This is a genomic window from Flavobacterium sp. Root901, from assembly GCF_001429765.1.
Taxonomy (GTDB): Bacteria; Bacteroidota; Bacteroidia; order Flavobacteriales; family Flavobacteriaceae; genus Flavobacterium.
Genome location: NZ_LMJB01000005.1, coordinates 1,208,593 through 1,225,580, shown reverse-complemented (window position 1 = coordinate 1,225,580; position 16,988 = coordinate 1,208,593). Strand labels below are relative to the sequence as shown.

Sequence of the window (16,988 nt, the reverse complement as noted above, 5' to 3'; positions counted from 1 at the left end):
TACTTTTCTAATCTTCATAATTCAATATCGATTTTTTTTATTTATTATAACTAATGTGTTTTATTCTCAAAACTTGACTATTATAAAGATTAAAATAATAATTCAATATTTAAAAATTTTTATATGAATAATATATAAGATTCCATTTATTGTCTATTTTTTTAAAAGTGTATTGAATATCGTATCCTGAATTTTCCTTAAAAATTCTATAAATTATCAAAGAATCTTTTTTTATTTTATCTGTTTTTACTTCATCTTTTGTTTTCCCCGTTTTGAAATCTTCTTCTGAATAAAAAATCCAATCTTCTTTTTTCCATAAATATGGTTTATTTAGTGAATCAAATTCACTTTCATCAGAATTAAATCCCTTAAGAGGAAATTTAATATGCATAAGTCTAAAATTCTTATCTAAAGAAAAGGATTTAAAAAAAGAATCAAAATCTTCCGAAGATTTTTGCTCAATTACTTTTTGTGATTTTTGAAATTGATTTAAGTCAGCTTTATTTTTTGTACAACTTGATACAAAAAAGACAATAATTAAAATTTTTAGAATTCTCATAGAAGTGGTGATTTTTTAAAATTATTTATTGGTAAGCCTGCACTAGATTTAGAACTTGAATTTGTGGCTGTACCTGCAGGCGAACTTGTTGATGATCTAACTGTAGCAGTTGTTGTTGGTGAACCTGATGCTGGAGTTGCTACAGATGCTGGACTAATAGAACTTACCGAAGTAAGTTTTGATGTTGGTTTTGAAGATGAAGATGACGAAGATGACGAAGTACCAATATTGGGTATTGAAACACTCGGTATTTCTAAATCCATAATGTCAGAGAAGTTAAAAGAAGGGCTATCGAAACTAAAATTAAATATACTAGATTTTTTTGGATAAAGTTTATCATTTAAATCATAAATGGTATTTGGATCAATTTTATTAGCTTTATTAAAAACTTCTGCCAAAGATTGTGCATTGATAATTTCAAAATGCAAATGTGGACCAGTACTGCCACCAGTACTGCCAGACTTCCCTATTGATTCTCCATTCCCAACTGATTCCCCTATTTTTATTCCATCATTAACTTTGCTTAGATGTGCATACAAAGTATAATATCCATTAATATGTTTAACGACAATATATTTCCCATAACCATCTGGATCCCATCCTACTTTTGCTATAGTACCTATAGCAGCAGATTTAACATCATTTCCAGTACCAGCCGTTAAATCTATACCTGCATGACCTTTCCATGTATGTTTTATTGGATGCATTCTTAGTCCGAAACTACTTGAAATTCTCATCGACTTAACTATTTGGGGTATGGGAATTAACCCATCATAGTCCTCAAAATATATTGGGTTATTAAATGCAAAACCATATGTTGAATTATCTCTCATTAATTCTATCAAAGGATCAATATTCATCCAACGACCTAAAGCTGGATCATAATTTCTAGCTCCATAATCATATAAATTTAATTGTTGTGCACCAATATTATCATCCTGCCACTCTTTACTGTTATATTTGTATTTTTGAGCTGTGGAATTACCGCCTGAATTAGTTATAATATTATATCCTTTTTGTTTTAGACCAAAAGGATAATAATTATTTTCTTCAATTACATTTAGATTTTGGTCAAAACTTAAACGTACATTTCCAAGATGATCTTCATATTGATAAATATAATTAAAAATTCCAGAATTATTGGCTACATACCCCTCCGACTGTGAAAAAAATTGCAGAATATTATCCTCATATATAAAACTATCTGCATAATCAGTTATTTTACCTCCAGTTACAATTTTACGTTGTTTTATGCCAGCTGCATCGTAGATATAGTCAATTGTCCCTGAAGCAAAAGTTAATTTAATTGGCAAATCTAAATAGTTATACAAAATAGAAGTTATCCCTTTATTCGCATCTGTTTTCATATTACCGTTATTATCATATGTATATTCTGTTGCTATATTAGATCCATTACTAAACCCTTCTACACTCCCAGCATCCTCAACTTTTGTGAGTCTATTACCACTATCATATGTATAAGTTAGAATATCCATATTACCAAATGTTGTAGCGGCAACATTAGTATTACCTAATCTTGCTAGGTTGGTAATATTTCCGTTCTTATCATAGCTTAAACTTTCATTATACCTTCCTGGATTATTAGCAGAAACATCACTAGCTAAAGTTAATCTATTTAAAGAGTCATACGTATATAGATAACTTTTTAAACTTGAATCTTCATTAGTAGTCTTCCATTGAGTTTGACTAATGTTTCCATTAAACAGCCCACTTCCAGAGGTTGGTGTATTATAATTTATTTTAAGTGCAAATAAATCAGTGCCCATTAACGAAACATCATTAATATTTTTAAGCCAACCTCGAATATTATAGCTATAATCAACACTTTGCAAACGTGATTGCCCTATTTTTCCCCCAACTCCTTTACTTATCAACTGTCCTAAATTATCATAAGTATTACTTACAATTAATTCTGGTTGTTGGTTATTAATTGTTTGTTTTTGAGTAAGTAATCTTCCAGCATGGTCATAAGTAAAAACATCTAGAATCTGAATTGAAACAGTTGGAACAATACCAGTTCTTAGATGTGTAGTGGTCGTTTCTAATACATTTCCTCCAAAATCTAGTTGATATTTTACAGTATTCACTGTATTCAAATAATTATTTTTATTATAATAGTAAATAGATCTTCCTTTTGAATCATAATAGTTAGCTGTTGTAATCCAATTTGAAGTACCTAGAACACGAACTTTAGTACATGTAGTCAACCCTTTAGCATTAGTTATTGGAGTAACACCGTATGACATTACAGATGCTCCTCCTTCTAAATTTATATTTAGATAATCATCATAATAATTTATAGTAAGCAAATCGATTCCCGAAATTGGAAAAGCATTGTTTGTATAATTTACAACTGTACCATTAATTGTTAAAGCTGTTGTTAGTTTGCTCTCTAAAATAGTAGTACCAGCATCAGCCAATGTCTGCACAGCTGCTCTTGTTGTTTGCGTTGCGTTTACATACTCACCTGTATATACGGTTCTATTAAATGCATCGTATTTAGTAAACATCCACTTATTAACGGCTCTTAAATTAGCATCTTGCGTTAAGATTAGCCTGTCCAGTTTATCATAAATTATATATTCCCAATCTTTACCAGGCAACTTTTTTTCTGCAATACGATTACGTGAGTCATAACGGTATTGATAACACAAATCATTTAAAACAGCAGTAGTAATTGCACCATTAGCTTTAGGAGGCAGCACATAGGTTAAATTTCCAAATATATCATAAATATAATAAGTGTCATGCGCAACTGCAGCATTATATGATCTCTTAAGAATTATATTACCACGATTATCTTTAAATTCTTCAGTTGTGTTATTATTTCCGCTCGTCCAGTTTTCATCTTTATTTATTGTTTTTATAAGTTGTCCAGGATCATAATTAGAAGGATTTGTAAGAGTTGGAACATAAATTCCGGATGGATCAAGTACAGTAGTCACAACATAATATTTTACCTCATTTGAAATATTAGTCTGATAATCAGTTTTTATTTCATGTCCTGAACCTAATGCCCAATCTTTACCCGGAGCACCTTGTTGCAGAGTTCTATTTAAAGGAGAAGATTCAAATACTTTTTGAGAAAAAGGGTTTGGACTGGTGCTATTGACATCTGAAGAAAAATTTGATATATAATAAGCATTTGTGTTTGTTTCAGCAGCTATTCTATAAGAAGCTAGACTGCTAGAAGTATCCATATACGGAAGATAATCTCTAAACTTTCTGCCAAACTCGTCATAACTTATATGTGTTATAACATCTTTCATACTTGGCGAGGCCTTTATATCTATTTTTTGTATTGGTCTTCCTAAACCATCAAAATAAGTAATATTCTCAGTAACATCGCTATTATTAACAATTCCTGAAATTGTTGTCATAGGTACTTGAAAACTACGTGTGAAAATATAATTTTCATTACTAAATAAAACTGGATTATAAATAGTTTGTGACTGTGATGTTGTAATTATAAAAAACAATAAAATGGCTATGTAGTAATTTATTTTCTTCATTGTAAGATTAGTTTTTATAGTGATATTGGTTCTCTGACAATAAATTACCTTGTGCATCTTTAACAAATCGTAATCTACCGGAACTATCATAGGCATATGTATTTTTATCCCCTTTAGAATCAGTAATTGTACTTACTCCCACAAGCGGAATATATGTATAAGTAGTTACCATTGCGCTTGGCAATGCATTTCGCAAATTTGTTAATGCTATAAGTAAGTCTGCTTCGGTTCCAGTATTTGATGCAGTCTGTGCGGCAGTAATTAGACTTAAAGTGATACTCGCATAAGTTGCGTTCTCAATTTTAGCTATAGGCTTTGTCTCATTATACCCCCAAATAATACAATTTGGAGCACCATTTTCAATTTTATATTCTTGAAGGTTTCCATCATAACTGTATTTTAAATATCTAAATTTCGTCTCGAAACTGCTGTTGCCTTTTTTATATAGTACAGATTGTGGAACTTGAATAATATCATACCATCCACTAATTTCCGTATAAACAGTTTGTTGTTCAGATAAAATTGTACTATCATTTGGTTCAGAAGGATCTCCTGTAATTAGTTCGTTTTTTTCGTAGATAGACGGAATTATTCTATTATTATACATATTTGTATTTATAGCATCAGTATAATCAAATGGATATTTATATGTTGTTAAAATTCCACTCGCTATTCCACCAGATACATTGTATAGCTCATAATCTGTATTTTTATACAAGTCACCTCCATTTATAATTGTCCCGGATACATCAGGATATCTTTTATAGGTATGCTTCTTAATTTTAGATGTGGAACCACTAGAACTAAATATTTCTTCTTTTTCGTCAGTAAGATATTTATCTGTATAAAAAATTTGATACGGAGACAATTCATAAACACTGCCTCCTCTATATTTACCCGCTATGGCATTAACTTTTAAATTTTGATTTGCCTGATATAGATAAGTATTTTTTGCTTTTAATATATTAGTATTATCATATATAGATTTTTCTAATAGCTTTCCTCTTTCAATACCTTTGTCAGTTCTTGGATATTTAAACTTATTATCAGGAATCGAGCAATTTGCAGGTAAATCAGGAAATTGTGAATAATTAGAATATTTATAAATTGTATATCCTATAGAATTTGTTGCATTAACAGAATTCGTTTCTTTTTCAATAACAGTTTCATATTCAATTGTATTCCCTGACAAATTTGTTAACCTAATGGTTGGGTTAATATTTATTTCTTTACAAACTTCTGCAGCTGATGTTCCATTATAATGTATTCCCTCAACAAAATATGTTGGAGAAAATAATAAATTTCCACTTGACCTAGTTGCACTTATATCATTCTTATATAAATATTCTTTTATATATGAGTTGCCTTTCCCATCCTTATTAGTAATCTTCTTTATTCTTAACCCACCAATAATACCATCACTGGCAACACTTAAAAGAGTACCATTTTTATCTATTGCCTTTGAATAGGTATGTGGTTCAAATTCAAATTCAGAAACTCCTCCTGTTGGATAAGTGATTTTAGTTAGAGATCCATATTTAACATAATCTGGATGAGTTTCTCTTTCTGTCTTATAATTTCTCCAGAATGTATACGCATAAGAACTGCAAGTAAAATTAAAGCGATGTCCATTATAGTAGCCTAAATGATCAATTGCACTTGACATAAAGTTTGGTAATAAATTATTATAATAATATTCAAATGAATATTTTTTATCAGTATTTAGAACCATACTTTTTAAAAACAACCTCCTGTCTGGCTGATTTTCATAATCAAATGTAAAATTGTAAACTTGTGAAGAGCTTTTATCTTTTACAACAATATTGTCAAGTTTTTTCCATTTTAATGAAGAAAGTGCAACATCATTACTTGGATATCCATTATTTGCTTCGGGATTTAAAGTCGTAAAATCTGACAATCTTCCCGAAAAATATAGAGGCTCAAAATTCAACATATCGTTAGTAGTGTTATATAAACTATTAAGGGGAAATAATGGATTATCGTCCTGCTTAAATTTCATTGCATTAGAAATGGACGAATTAAATTCTATAATACTTCCAGATCTGGGCATCGTTATCTTCTTAAGGTAAACAGGAAGTATCAATTGTCCTACTCCTTTTATAGTACGACTATCACAATTATTAGTATTATCTGGAGAAATTGTTGGAGAGTAATTTTCAGATTCAGGAAAACCATTAATTACCCCATAATTTAAATAAAAATGAGCTGCATAATATTGTCTTTCATAATCGAATCTATAAATAATGTTACCAAATTTATCAGTCACATAAGCTAAATACCATGCACTTGAAACTACAGGTGTATCATGCTGATTAACAAAATTTGGAAATGTTAATTCTGTAGCACCTGGTCCACCAAAATAGAATTTATTACCATCTTCATCTAAAAGAGTAATTGTATTGATAATTCTTGGAAATTCATGGTAGGTTGCACCTGTTCCACTGTTTGGAGGTGTAGATAAAGGCATAATCAAATCATTTGGAAAACTGCAGATTACTTTAAGATTACTTGAAGACTGTACTTTCCATTGCCCATCCTGTCCAAGAAAGAATTTTCCAGTATGCCCCATAAAGTTAAATGTAAAAATATCCGGCTCTAAATCCGGATATAGCAGCTTAGCAGATTCACCATTTTGTCCAGAAGTAGCAGCATAATTTGAGTTTGAATTTATAGTTGATAAATTAGAAGCTGAATCCCATATTGTATTATTTAAAACATTCGATGCATTTTTATATCCTTGGATCGCCCAAGGCCAGTAACCCTGCGATCCTGTACCGGTTAACCAATTAAAATGAATTGCATAATTTTCCGTTACTGTATTTAAATTTTCTCCTTTTGTTATATCAAACTCATCGGCTCTAAATCCTTTTACACTACGAGTTATAATACCACCTGCATTTAGGCTCCAATTCTGACCTACCCAGCCCGGAACTGAGTTTACTAAAACACCAGAGCTATTATACTGCATGTTAATATCAAGCGGAATTCCTCCTTCATTTATTTGATAAATTGGAATTGAAATATTGGTTTCTCCTGTGTAAAAACTAACAGGGATATCACCATATTTACCCAGCTCTGTAGCATTTGGTGAATGAATACTTTCGACTAGCGGTTCTTTGTATGTCAACTGCGAATAAGCCATACAATTGATAAACAGCAGCATAAAACATATTTTTTTTTTCATAATAAACAAATGGTTAAATTTTATTTTAGAGTTAATTTCTGATAAATAGAAGAAAAAAGATGCTTATATTTTGTTATTGAATATTAACTTATAATTAATATTATTACGTTAATAACTAATAATTTAACAAATACTTAAAAGACAAAACAAACAAACATGTTGATTTTTAAATATTTTGAAAATCATCTACATCAACTCATCCTACAACAGAAATAACAGGATATTGATTAAAAAACAATACTTTACAGAGTTTAGGAAAATAATTTATTAGAGAGGTTTAGAAACATCAAAACATATATTTTTATTTAGAAATATTCAATTATTCACTATTGCATTTGTTTAAGGCTTTTAATTTTAATCAAATTCCTAACTACTCGGAAATATTGAACCCAGCAGTCAAAAACTACAAACTATCAACCGAAAAACAATATCTTTGCACAAAAAACAAGTTTTGATTACAGCCAGCGATATATTTACGATTTCAAGCCATAAACAATTTGAAAAAACAGCATTAAAAGTCTTTCGCTATCAATACGCGAATAATGCCGTATATCGTGATTTTTGTGATTTCTTGAAGACGGATGTACAGCAGGTAAAATCACTACAGCAAATTCCGTTTTTGCCTATTCAGTTTTTCAAAAGTCATGACGTTGTATCACACAATGATCCTGTTCAGGTCACTTTTACCAGCAGCGGTACAACCGGAATGATTACCAGTCGCCATTTAGTGACCGATATTTCCCTATATAAGGAAAGTTACCGCAAAGGGTTTTCTGAATTTTATGGCAATATCGAAGATTATGTTGTTTTAGCTCTTTTGCCATCTTATCTCGAACGAGAGGGATCTTCGCTTATCTACATGGTTGAAGATCTGATAAAGCTATCGGATCAGCCTGAAAGCGGGTTTTATTTACACAATCACGATGACTTAATTAAGAAACTTACAGAACTTGATGAATCTGGTCAAAATGTGATTTTAATTGGCGTTACGTATGCCTTATTAGATTTGATTGAAAAACATCAATTCAATCTTCAAAATACCATTATTATGGAAACCGGAGGAATGAAAGGAAAACGCAAGGAAATGATTCGCGAAGAACTTCATGAAATACTCTGCAAAGGTTTTGGTGTTTCTTCTATTCATTCAGAATACGGAATGACCGAACTTTTAGCGCAAGCTTATTCTCTTGGCGAAGGTGTTTTTGAATGTCCGTCGTGGATGCATATTTTAGTTCGTGATCCGGAAGATGCTCTTACTTACGTGAACAATGGAAAAACAGGCGGTATAAATGTTATCGATTTGGCAAATATTAATTCCTGCTCTTTTATCGCAACACAGGATTTAGGCAAAAAAAATCCCAACAACTCTTTTGAGGTATTGGGACGTTTTGATAATTCTGATATTCGTGGCTGTAATTTGATGGTTTTATAGTTTAATTGTTGATTCATTTAATCGGAAAATACAATTAAACTACTCTTATTACAAAATAGTTTTTCTTTCCACTTTGTAACAGCACAAACTGATTGTTGATTAAGTCATTTGCAGTCAAAACAAAATCTTCTTTGATTTTTTCTCTGTTTACAGAAATTGAATTTGCTGTTAACGCTCTTCTTGCTTCTCCGTTAGATTTAAAGAAACCTGTTTTTTCATTTAAAACCGTAACAATATCCAATCCGTTTTCTAAGTCAGCTTTTGCGATTTCAGCTTGCGGAACTCCGTCAAAAACTTCTAAGAAAGTCGCCTCATCTAATTGTTTCAAATCTTCTGCAGTAGAATTTCCGAATAAAATATTTGAAGCCTGAATTGCTTTTTCCAATTCTTCTCTGCTGTGAACAAAAACAGTAATCTCTTCTGCCAGTTTCTTCTGCAGAATTCTTAAATGCGGTGCCGCCTGATGTTCTGCAATTAAACCGTCAATTGTTTCTCTATCTAAGAAAGTAAAGATTTTAATATATTTTTCTGCGTCTGCATCTGTAGCATTTACCCAAAACTGGTAAAATTTGTAAACAGAAGTTTTATCAGCATCCAGCCAAACGTTTCCTCCTTCAGATTTTCCAAATTTTGATCCGTCTGCTTTTGTAATTAATGGTGTTGTCAAGGCAAAAGCTTTTGCACTTTCTCCTCCCATTCTGCGCACTAATTCTGTTCCCGTGGTGATATTTCCCCATTGGTCAGAACCTCCCATTTGCAAAACGCAGTTATTGTTTTTATATAAATGATAAAAATCGTATCCCTGAATTAATTGATAGGTAAATTCGGTAAAAGACATTCCTTCACCTATTTCTCCGTTTAATCGCTTTTTAACAGAATCCTTCGCCATCATATAATTTACCGTGATTCGTTTTCCAACTTCACGGGCAAAATCAATAAACGAGAATTCTTTCATCCAGTCATAGTTATTTACCATAACCGGAGCATTTGGTTCTTTTGAATTAAAGTCTAAGAAACGAGACAGAACACTTTTGATTCCGGCAACGTTTTTAGCCAAAGTTTCTTCGTTCAGCAAATTTCTTTCATCAGATTTTCCGGACGGATCACCAATCATTCCGGTCGCACCGCCCACAAGAGCAATTGGCTGATGACCGAAATTCTTTAAATGAACCAATAAAATAATCTGAACCATACTGCCAATATGCAGCGAATCTGCTGTTGGATCAAAACCAATATATGCCGCCGTTACCTCTTTTAGCAATTGTTCTTCCGTTCCTGGCATGCTATCATGGTATAAACCGCGCCACTTTAATTCTTCAACTAGATTCTTCATTTTTAAAATATTTTGCGCAAATATAAGGATTGTCGACTGCAATAAAAAAATGTTCTGCAACAAAGACAATAAAGACAAAGTCCCGGCCGTGAATTACACCAATTATAACTTAATAAATTCGGAAAAAAATTAGTGCAATTCGTGTAATTCGCGGCAAAACCTTCAACTTTGAGCCTTTGTCCCTTTGCACCTTCCAATCAAAAACTTATCTTTACAAAATGGTATTAGTAACTGGCGGAACAGGTTTGGTGGGCTCACATTTATTACTTCATTTAGTAGAAAATGGAGAAAATGTTCGGGCTGTTTACCGAACTGATAGCAACATTCAAAAAGCAAAATCGGTTTTTGAATTGTATCAAAAAGCTGATTTATTTGAAAAAATAGAATGGCTTGAAGCCGATATTTTAGATGTTCCTTCTCTCGAAATTGCTTTCGCAGATGTTGATTATGTATATCACTGCGCCGCTTTAATTTCTTTTGACCCAAAGGATGAAGAAGCACTTCGAAAAACCAATATCGAAGGAACAGCCAATATGGTTAACTTTTCTATTGCCAGACAAATAAAAAAATTCTGCTTCGTAAGCTCGATTGCGGCACTCGGAGATTTGGCCGCTCATGAAACTTATATTACAGAAGAAACCGACTGGAATCCTGAAAAACCCCACAGCGATTATGCTATTTCTAAATATGGTGCCGAAATGGAAGTCTGGCGCGCACATCAGGAAGGTTTAGACGTTATTATAGTAAATCCGGGTGTAATTCTAGGCCCGATTCCGAGAACAAAAAGCAAACAACAGGGAAGTGCGGAATTATATGTAAAAGTGGCCAAAGGTCTTTCATTCTACACACTTGGAAGTACCGGATTTATTACCATTGATGATGTTGTAAAAATCACTTATCAATTAATGAAAAGCGATATCAAAAATGAACGCTTTACCTTAATTGCAGACAATGTAGTTTTCAAAGATATTCTGGACACAATTGCCGAAGCATTGAAAGTTAAAAAACCACATCTTCACGCAAAACCGCTTTTAATGAATTTCCTTTGGATTGCCGACGCCATATTTTCAACTTTATTTTTTCAAAAAAGGACAATTACAAAAGCCACCGCAAAAGCTTCTTATTCTAAGAATCTGTATTCTAATGAAAAAATAAAAACCGCTCTGGGAACGGTTTTTTTAGATGTACATCAATACATAAAAGACATTTCAAAATTATAAAACCTATCTACCCGGCTTTCTCATTTGTTGTCTTATAGAATCGATATTTATTTGTTTTGAAGGCTTTTTAACAGAATCCTTTGGAGTTTCTTTTGCTTTGTTTTTCGCTTCTTTTGCTGCTTTTTTGTCTTCAATTTTAACAATAGAATCTGTTGCTCTTTCTACTTTTTTAAGTCGTTTGTCAACTTCATCAAACATGTCTTTGTAGTTTTCATAATCTGAAGCATAATACATATTGTTTTGTGCAAACTGCAGACTGTCAACTTTATATTTTTGCAGGATAAACTTTGTCGGATTTGTTTCTGTAGAATCCAGCAATTCTGTATGCTGATATTTCATTGCTTCCAGGAGAGACAAATCATACATAATATCAATCATTTTGTCTTTCTCAATAAGTTTTGCAGGCTGTTTTACAACTTCCTTTTTGCAGCTTACAGAAAGAAACAAAACCAATAGTATTAGTAAACAATTCTTCATTTCAGCTTTTTTATCTGTCAAACAATAAACGTTTTCCGGCACGGATATCTTTTACTTTAAAGTTATTGTAAACCAGTTCTCCGTTTACAAAAGTATGCGTAATTCTCGATCTGAAAGTTGTATTTTCAAATGGAGACCAGCCGCATTTATACAAAATATTATCTGCATTGACACTCCATGGCAGGCTTGGATTTACGATTACTAAATCGGCAAAATAACCTTCTTTAATAAATCCTCTTTTTTCAATTTTGAAAATCTTTGCCGGATTATGGCACATTTTTTCTACAATTTTCTCAACGCTGATTTTCCCCTGATGATGCGCTTCAAACATGGCAACAACTGCATGCTGTACCAGCGGACCTCCAGATGGCGCTTTTAAATAAGATTGTTGTTTTTCTTCTTTAGTATGCGGCGCGTGATCTGTCGCAATAACGTCAATTCGGCCGTCGTTTAAAGCTTTCCAAAGTTCGGCTCTGTCGTGTTCCGTTTTTACCGCAGGATTCCATTTAATGAAATTTCCTTTCGTTTTATAATCTTCATCCGTAAACCAAAGATGATGCACACAAACCTCAGCGGTAATTTTTTTATCTTCTAATGGAATTTTATTCGTGAACAATTCCATTTCTTTTGCTGTCGAAAGGTGAAAAATATGAAGTCTTGCTCCAGTTTTTTTCGCCAGAGCTACAGCTTTTGAAGAAGAAAGATAACAAGCCTCAGCACTTCTGATTAAGTTATGAGCCGTTACCGGAATATCTTCACCATATTTTGCTTTGAATTCTGCTAAATTGTTCTGAATGGTAGTTTCATCTTCACAGTGTACTGCAATTAACATGGGTGTACTTGAAAAAATTCTTTCTAAAACTGCTTCATTATCTACCAGCATATTTCCCGTTGAAGAACCTAAGAAAATCTTGATTCCGGCAACATTTTTCGGATTGGTTTTTAAAACTTCTTCCAGATTATCATTGGTTGCGCCCATCATAAACGAATAATTCGCAAATGATTTTTCAGCAGCAATTTGATATTTATCTTCTAATATTTCCTGGGTTACCGCATTTGGAACCGTGTTTGGCTGTTCAATAAAAGAAGTAATTCCTCCCGCAACAGCAGATCTTGACTCCGATTCGATATCGCCTTTATGCGTTAATCCCGGCTCTCTAAAATGTACCTGATCGTCAATCGCACCCGGCATTAAATAATTTCCTTCGGCATCTATAACTATGCAGTCAGATGTTTTTAGGCTGATACTGTCTGCAACTTCAACAATAAGATCATTTTCGATCAAAACATCTCCGTCAAAAATAGATCCTTCGTTTACAATTTTGGCATTTTTTATTAAAATCCTGTTCATGTTCTATTTTATAATGTATTGACTAATTTTTTTAATCGTAGAGAAATTACACCAAGAATTGCTTCCTTTATAATAGCATTACTCATTTTTGAAACTCCTTTTGTTCTGTCTGTAAAAATAATCGGCACTTCTTTTATTTCAAATTTAGCACAATAAGTCCTGTACTTCATTTCGATTTGAAACGCATATCCAACAAATTTTATTTTATTGAGATTAATTTTCTCTAAAACTTCTTTTTTGTAACAAACAAATCCTGCAGTAGCATCATGAATTTTCATTCCGGTAATAAACTTTACATATACAGATGCAAAATACGACATTAAAACCCGGCTTAAAGGCCAGTTCACCACATTTACGCCTGTTACATAACGTGAGCCAATAGCTAAATCAGCTCCGCCGAAATGGCAGGCATCGTACAACTTTTCAAGATCATTTGGGTTATGCGAAAAGTCGGCATCCATTTCAAAGATAAAATCATATTTACGTTCTAATGCCCATTTAAAACCATGAACATAAGCGGTTCCTAAACCGGCTTTTTTGGCTCTTTTTTCAAGAAATAATCGTCCCGGATATTCTTCCTGCAAAGCGGTTACTTTTTCAGCGGTATGGTCCGGAGAATTATCGTCGATTATTAAAAGATGAAAAGGTTTATGTTGCGAAAGTACAGCTCTTACTATACTTTCTATGTTTTCAATTTCGTTATAAGTAGGAATTATGACAATACTATCATTCATTTTTTTCTCGGTAATTTCACCGCAAAAGTAAACTTTTTATAGCATTTGGTTCATAATAAATACATAATAAAACTATTGATACAAAAAATTACTAATTTTGTGACGCTATGATTGAACACCTTCATCCACGAATTATCGAAAACAAAGACTGGGCAACGGCTTTATTTGTCCTGACCTTTGCTGTTGTTGCCATGACAAAATCTGCTTATGAAACTCGTTTTTCAGAATTTAGTAAGCTTATTTTTTCTGATAAGTATGCTAAAATTTACCGCGACAACAGCCACATGAAAAGCAGTTTTACAGTTGGGTTGTTTTTTGTGCAGGTTATTTCGTTTGCATTTTTTATTCTGCTGACGATGAACATTTATGATAAAGCATCAAAAACCGATTATGTTTTGTTTATTCAAATCGCAACTTTCTTACTTTATTTTATTCTGGCAAAATATTTAGTGGAGAAAATTGTTGCAGCTGCATTTAATATCGACGACTTTGTAGAGCTTTTTAATTTGCAAAAAGTTACTTACAGAACTTATATTGGAGTTTTAATCCTTCCAATCAACGCAATTTTGTTCTATTATGACAATATTCCAACGATTGTTCCGCTAGCAACGATAGGTATTTCACTGTGTATCAGCCTATACTCTTATTTTATTTCAATTAAAACATATCAAAACGCAATAATCGGTAAGTTATTTTATTTTATTTTATATCTTTGCGCTCTTGAAATAGCGCCTTATTATTTTCTTTATTATTGGATAACAAAAGGGAGTGCTTAGAAAATGTTTATAATATGAAAGTGAAAACAATTTTGGTGTCACAGCCTGAACCTAAAGTGGAGAATTCTCCTTACTTTGAGCTCCAACAAAAACACAAAATTAAAATTGATTTCAGACCATTTATTCATGTGGAAGGGGTTAGCGCAAAAGAGATTCGATTACAAAAAATCGATCTTAATCATTACACTGCGATCATTTTAACAAGTAGAAATGCTGTAGATCATTTTTTTAGAGTGGCTGATGAAATGCGTTACAAAGTTCCTGAAGGATTGAAATATTTTTGTCAATCTGAAGCAGTAGCCTTTTATCTTCAAAAGTATGTTGTGTACAGAAAACGTAAAATTTACGTTGGAGCAAAAGATTTTGCAGATTTATCTCCTCTTATCAAAAAATACAAAGACGAGAAATTCCTGCTTCCTGCATCTGATCAATTAAATGCCGATGCTCCGGTAACATTAAACAGCCTTAAAGTAGACTGGGCTCAAGCTATTTTTTACAAAACTGTAATGAGCGACTTGTCTGATCTTGCTGATGTTTATTATGATGTTTTAGCGTTTTTTAGTCCAACAGGAATTAAATCTTTATTTAAAAATTTCCCGGATTTTAAACAAAATGATACCAGAATTGCTGTATTTGGAAGCACAACTCAAAAAGAAGCTTTAGATCATGGTTTAAGAATCGATATTCTTGCTCCAACTCCTGAAACTCCTTCGATGACAATGGCTTTAGAAAAATATATTGCAGAAGCAAACAAAGGGAAATAAATTTCCTAAAATATACAATTTTTAAAAATCCAAATTCCAAAACTAATCCTTTGGGATTTGGATTTTTTTTATCTCTACATTAACTTCATTGGCTCTATTACGCAAGGTTAAAACCTTGGGCTATATTTTGGATTAAATTCCAAATTTTTAAATTCCAATTTCCAAATTCTCAATTCTCTCAAGATTGAAATCTTGGGCTATGTTTGGAATTTAAAATTTTAAATATTGGAATTTTATTTTTTTAACTACATTTGATTTCTATTCAAAACCAAATTACTGCTAAATAGTTTCAAATTATAAGTTATGAAAATCAACTCCCTTTTAATCGAAATTGACGGAATCGACAAAGAAATCCTTCGGTATCTTATGGACGATGCCCGAAAACCTATTTTACAAATTGCTAATAAAATAGGCATTTCAGGAGCCGCAATTCATCAACGATTAAAAAAACTGGAACAATCGGGTGTAATTTCGGGATCGAAATTTACTGTAAATCCCAAAGTTTTAGGGTATAATACTATGGCATTTATTGGAGTTTACCTTGATAAAGCTTCGCGAAATTCTGAAGCTGTAAAAGAATTAAGAAAAATCCCTGAAGTTTTAGAATGTCATTACACCACGGGAAACTGGTCAGTTCTGATAAAAATAATCTGCCGCGACAACGAACATTTAATGCAGCTCTTAAATACCAAAATCCAGGCTATTGAAGGAGTTTCAAGAACAGAAACTTTCATTTCTCTAGATCAGCAGATTGACAGGCAGATTCAGCTTTAAAAAAGAAACCTTGGTTTAATGGGTGTTTTCAAGCATAAAAAAACCCGACAGTTTTAAATCCTGTCGGGTTTTGTTATAAATTATCTAACAAATTTAAGAATTAATCTCTCCTATTATTACTTCCTGCATAAATGGAAATATAATACAGTAACGTAGCAATCGATCCTAAAGCAGCCACTACATACGTTCTTGCAGCCCATTTTAATGCATCTTTTGCACCTGCCTGCTCTTCCTGAGTCAGCATATGTTTGTTTTCTAACCAGGCCAAAGCTCTATTACTCGCATCATATTCTACAGGAAGGGTTATGACTGAAAACAATGTTGTCGCAGCAAAAAGAACAATTCCTATCAACAACAAAGGTGGAAAAACCTTAATCATCAAAATTCCCGCTAATAAAATCCATTGCACAAAATTTGATGCCACACTAACAACCGGCACTAATGCAGATCGCATTGTTAACCACTGATATCCAACCGAGTGCTGAACTGCGTGACCACATTCGTGCGCAGCAACTGCAGCCGCCGCGGCATTTCGATGATTGTAAACCGCTTCGCTTAAGTTTACTGTTTTATCTGACGGATTGTAATGATCTGTTAACTGGCCCGGAGTAGAGATTACACGAACGTCGGTAATTCCGTTATCTGCAAGCATTTTTTCAGCGATTTCTGCACCGCTCATTCCGTTTCGTAATTGCAGTTTAGAATATAATTCGAATTTACTTTTGAGTTTTGCACTTACCATCCAGCTAAATAACATAATAGCTCCGGCAAGTATTAAATATCCACCTCCCATAATTTTTATCTTTTTTTGATTGTAAATTAAATTTACG

The 16,988-nt window shown here is 32.5% G+C and carries 13 protein-coding genes; 5 read left to right on the top strand and 8 right to left on the bottom strand.

Going from position 1 to position 16,988, the window contains the following annotated elements; translation table 11 throughout:
- Positions 1 to 109: 109 nt before the first annotated feature.
- The 3 genes from ASE21_RS09005 to ASE21_RS08995 are packed head-to-tail and all read right to left on the bottom strand — an operon-like array spanning position 110 to position 7,276.
- Positions 110 to 559, bottom strand: a complete 450-nt coding sequence (locus ASE21_RS09005) for a hypothetical protein (RefSeq protein WP_057122254.1) — start codon at positions 557 to 559, stop codon at positions 110 to 112.
- Positions 556 to 4,092, bottom strand: coding sequence for a DUF6443 domain-containing protein (locus ASE21_RS09000; protein ID WP_165871932.1), 3,537 nt, complete (start codon positions 4,090 to 4,092; stop codon positions 556 to 558). The genes ASE21_RS09005 and ASE21_RS09000 overlap by 4 nt, the downstream gene beginning before the upstream one ends.
- A 7-nt stretch (positions 4,093 to 4,099) precedes the next feature.
- Positions 4,100 to 7,276: a hypothetical protein gene (locus ASE21_RS08995; RefSeq protein WP_128414674.1), complete on the bottom strand. Its 3,177-nt coding sequence runs from the start codon at positions 7,274 to 7,276 to the stop codon at positions 4,100 to 4,102.
- 454 nt (positions 7,277 to 7,730) lie between these two features.
- On the opposite strand from ASE21_RS08995, the gene ASE21_RS08990 reads away from it, so the two are divergent.
- On the top strand, positions 7,731 to 8,729 hold the full coding sequence (locus tag ASE21_RS08990; protein WP_410503559.1) for an acyl transferase: 999 nt from the start codon (positions 7,731 to 7,733) through the stop codon (positions 8,727 to 8,729).
- A 34-nt stretch (positions 8,730 to 8,763) separates the two neighbouring features.
- Here the strand turns inward: ASE21_RS08990 and tyrS are convergent, their stop codons facing one another.
- Positions 8,764 to 10,062, bottom strand: a complete 1,299-nt coding sequence (gene tyrS / locus ASE21_RS08985; RefSeq protein WP_057122250.1) for a tyrosine--tRNA ligase — start codon at positions 10,060 to 10,062, stop codon at positions 8,764 to 8,766.
- Positions 10,063 to 10,280: 218 nt separating this feature from the next.
- On the opposite strand from tyrS, the gene ASE21_RS08980 reads away from it, so the two are divergent.
- Positions 10,281 to 11,282, top strand: coding sequence for an NAD-dependent epimerase/dehydratase family protein (locus ASE21_RS08980; protein WP_057122249.1), 1,002 nt, complete (start codon positions 10,281 to 10,283; stop codon positions 11,280 to 11,282).
- 3 nt (positions 11,283 to 11,285) lie between these two features.
- Here the strand turns inward: ASE21_RS08980 and ASE21_RS08975 are convergent, their stop codons facing one another.
- From ASE21_RS08975 to ASE21_RS08965, 3 genes are read right to left on the bottom strand one after another with little or no spacing between them, the layout of a single operon-like run.
- Positions 11,286 to 11,759 carry a DUF4296 domain-containing protein gene (locus tag ASE21_RS08975; RefSeq protein WP_057122378.1) on the bottom strand — a complete coding sequence of 158 codons (474 nt, stop codon included), beginning with the start codon at positions 11,757 to 11,759 and terminating at the stop codon, positions 11,286 to 11,288.
- Between the two features lie 10 nt (positions 11,760 to 11,769).
- A complete protein-coding gene (locus ASE21_RS08970) occupies positions 11,770 to 13,110 on the bottom strand; it encodes a dihydroorotase (RefSeq protein ID WP_057122248.1) in 1,341 nt (446 codons plus the stop codon).
- An 8-nt stretch (positions 13,111 to 13,118) separates the two neighbouring features.
- Entirely contained in the window at positions 13,119 to 13,844 is a 726-nt protein-coding gene (locus ASE21_RS08965; RefSeq protein ID WP_057122247.1) for a polyprenol monophosphomannose synthase, read from the bottom strand.
- A gap of 107 nt (positions 13,845 to 13,951) precedes the next feature.
- Here ASE21_RS08965 and ASE21_RS08960 point away from each other — a divergent pair, with 107 nt between their 5' ends.
- The 3 genes from ASE21_RS08960 to ASE21_RS08950 all read left to right on the top strand — a co-directional run bounded on the left by ASE21_RS08960 (position 13,952) and on the right by ASE21_RS08950 (position 16,158).
- Positions 13,952 to 14,620 (top strand): DUF4271 domain-containing protein, encoded by a 669-nt coding sequence (locus ASE21_RS08960; RefSeq protein WP_057122246.1) that lies wholly within the window; start codon positions 13,952 to 13,954, stop codon positions 14,618 to 14,620.
- 14 nt (positions 14,621 to 14,634) lie between these two features.
- A complete protein-coding gene (locus tag ASE21_RS08955) occupies positions 14,635 to 15,384 on the top strand; it encodes a uroporphyrinogen-III synthase (RefSeq protein ID WP_057122245.1) in 750 nt (249 codons plus the stop codon).
- Between the two features lie 303 nt (positions 15,385 to 15,687).
- A complete protein-coding gene (locus ASE21_RS08950) occupies positions 15,688 to 16,158 on the top strand; it encodes an Lrp/AsnC family transcriptional regulator (RefSeq protein ID WP_012022648.1) in 471 nt (156 codons plus the stop codon).
- Positions 16,159 to 16,258: 100 nt separating this feature from the next.
- Here ASE21_RS08950 and ASE21_RS08945 read toward each other — a convergent pair whose 3' ends face one another.
- The gene (locus tag ASE21_RS08945; RefSeq protein WP_057122244.1) at positions 16,259 to 16,951 is read right to left on the bottom strand and encodes a zinc metallopeptidase; all 693 of its coding nucleotides are present in this window, start codon (positions 16,949 to 16,951) and stop codon (positions 16,259 to 16,261) included.
- Positions 16,952 to 16,988: the final 37 nt, after the last annotated feature.

Excerpts from the sequence above, each read along its gene's own strand:
- ASE21_RS09005 (WP_057122254.1), bottom strand. The coding sequence starts at position 559 with ATGAGAATTCTAAAAATTTTAATTATTGTCTTTTTTGTATCAAGTTGT.
- ASE21_RS09000 (WP_165871932.1), bottom strand. The coding sequence starts at position 4,092 with ATGAAGAAAATAAATTACTACATAGCCATTTTATTGTTTTTTATAATT.
- ASE21_RS08995 (WP_128414674.1), bottom strand. The coding sequence starts at position 7,276 with ATGCTGCTGTTTATCAATTGTATGGCTTATTCGCAGTTGACATACAAA.
- tyrS (WP_057122250.1), bottom strand. The coding sequence starts at position 10,062 with ATGAAGAATCTAGTTGAAGAATTAAAGTGGCGCGGTTTATACCATGAT.
- ASE21_RS08980 (WP_057122249.1), top strand. The coding sequence starts at position 10,281 with ATGGTATTAGTAACTGGCGGAACAGGTTTGGTGGGCTCACATTTATTA.
- ASE21_RS08975 (WP_057122378.1), bottom strand. The coding sequence starts at position 11,759 with ATGAAGAATTGTTTACTAATACTATTGGTTTTGTTTCTTTCTGTAAGC.
- ASE21_RS08970 (WP_057122248.1), bottom strand. The coding sequence starts at position 13,110 with ATGAACAGGATTTTAATAAAAAATGCCAAAATTGTAAACGAAGGATCT.
- ASE21_RS08965 (WP_057122247.1), bottom strand. The coding sequence starts at position 13,844 with ATGAATGATAGTATTGTCATAATTCCTACTTATAACGAAATTGAAAAC.
- ASE21_RS08960 (WP_057122246.1), top strand. The coding sequence starts at position 13,952 with ATGATTGAACACCTTCATCCACGAATTATCGAAAACAAAGACTGGGCA.
- ASE21_RS08955 (WP_057122245.1), top strand. The coding sequence starts at position 14,635 with ATGAAAGTGAAAACAATTTTGGTGTCACAGCCTGAACCTAAAGTGGAG.
- ASE21_RS08950 (WP_012022648.1), top strand. The coding sequence starts at position 15,688 with ATGAAAATCAACTCCCTTTTAATCGAAATTGACGGAATCGACAAAGAA.
- ASE21_RS08945 (WP_057122244.1), bottom strand. The coding sequence starts at position 16,951 with ATGGGAGGTGGATATTTAATACTTGCCGGAGCTATTATGTTATTTAGC.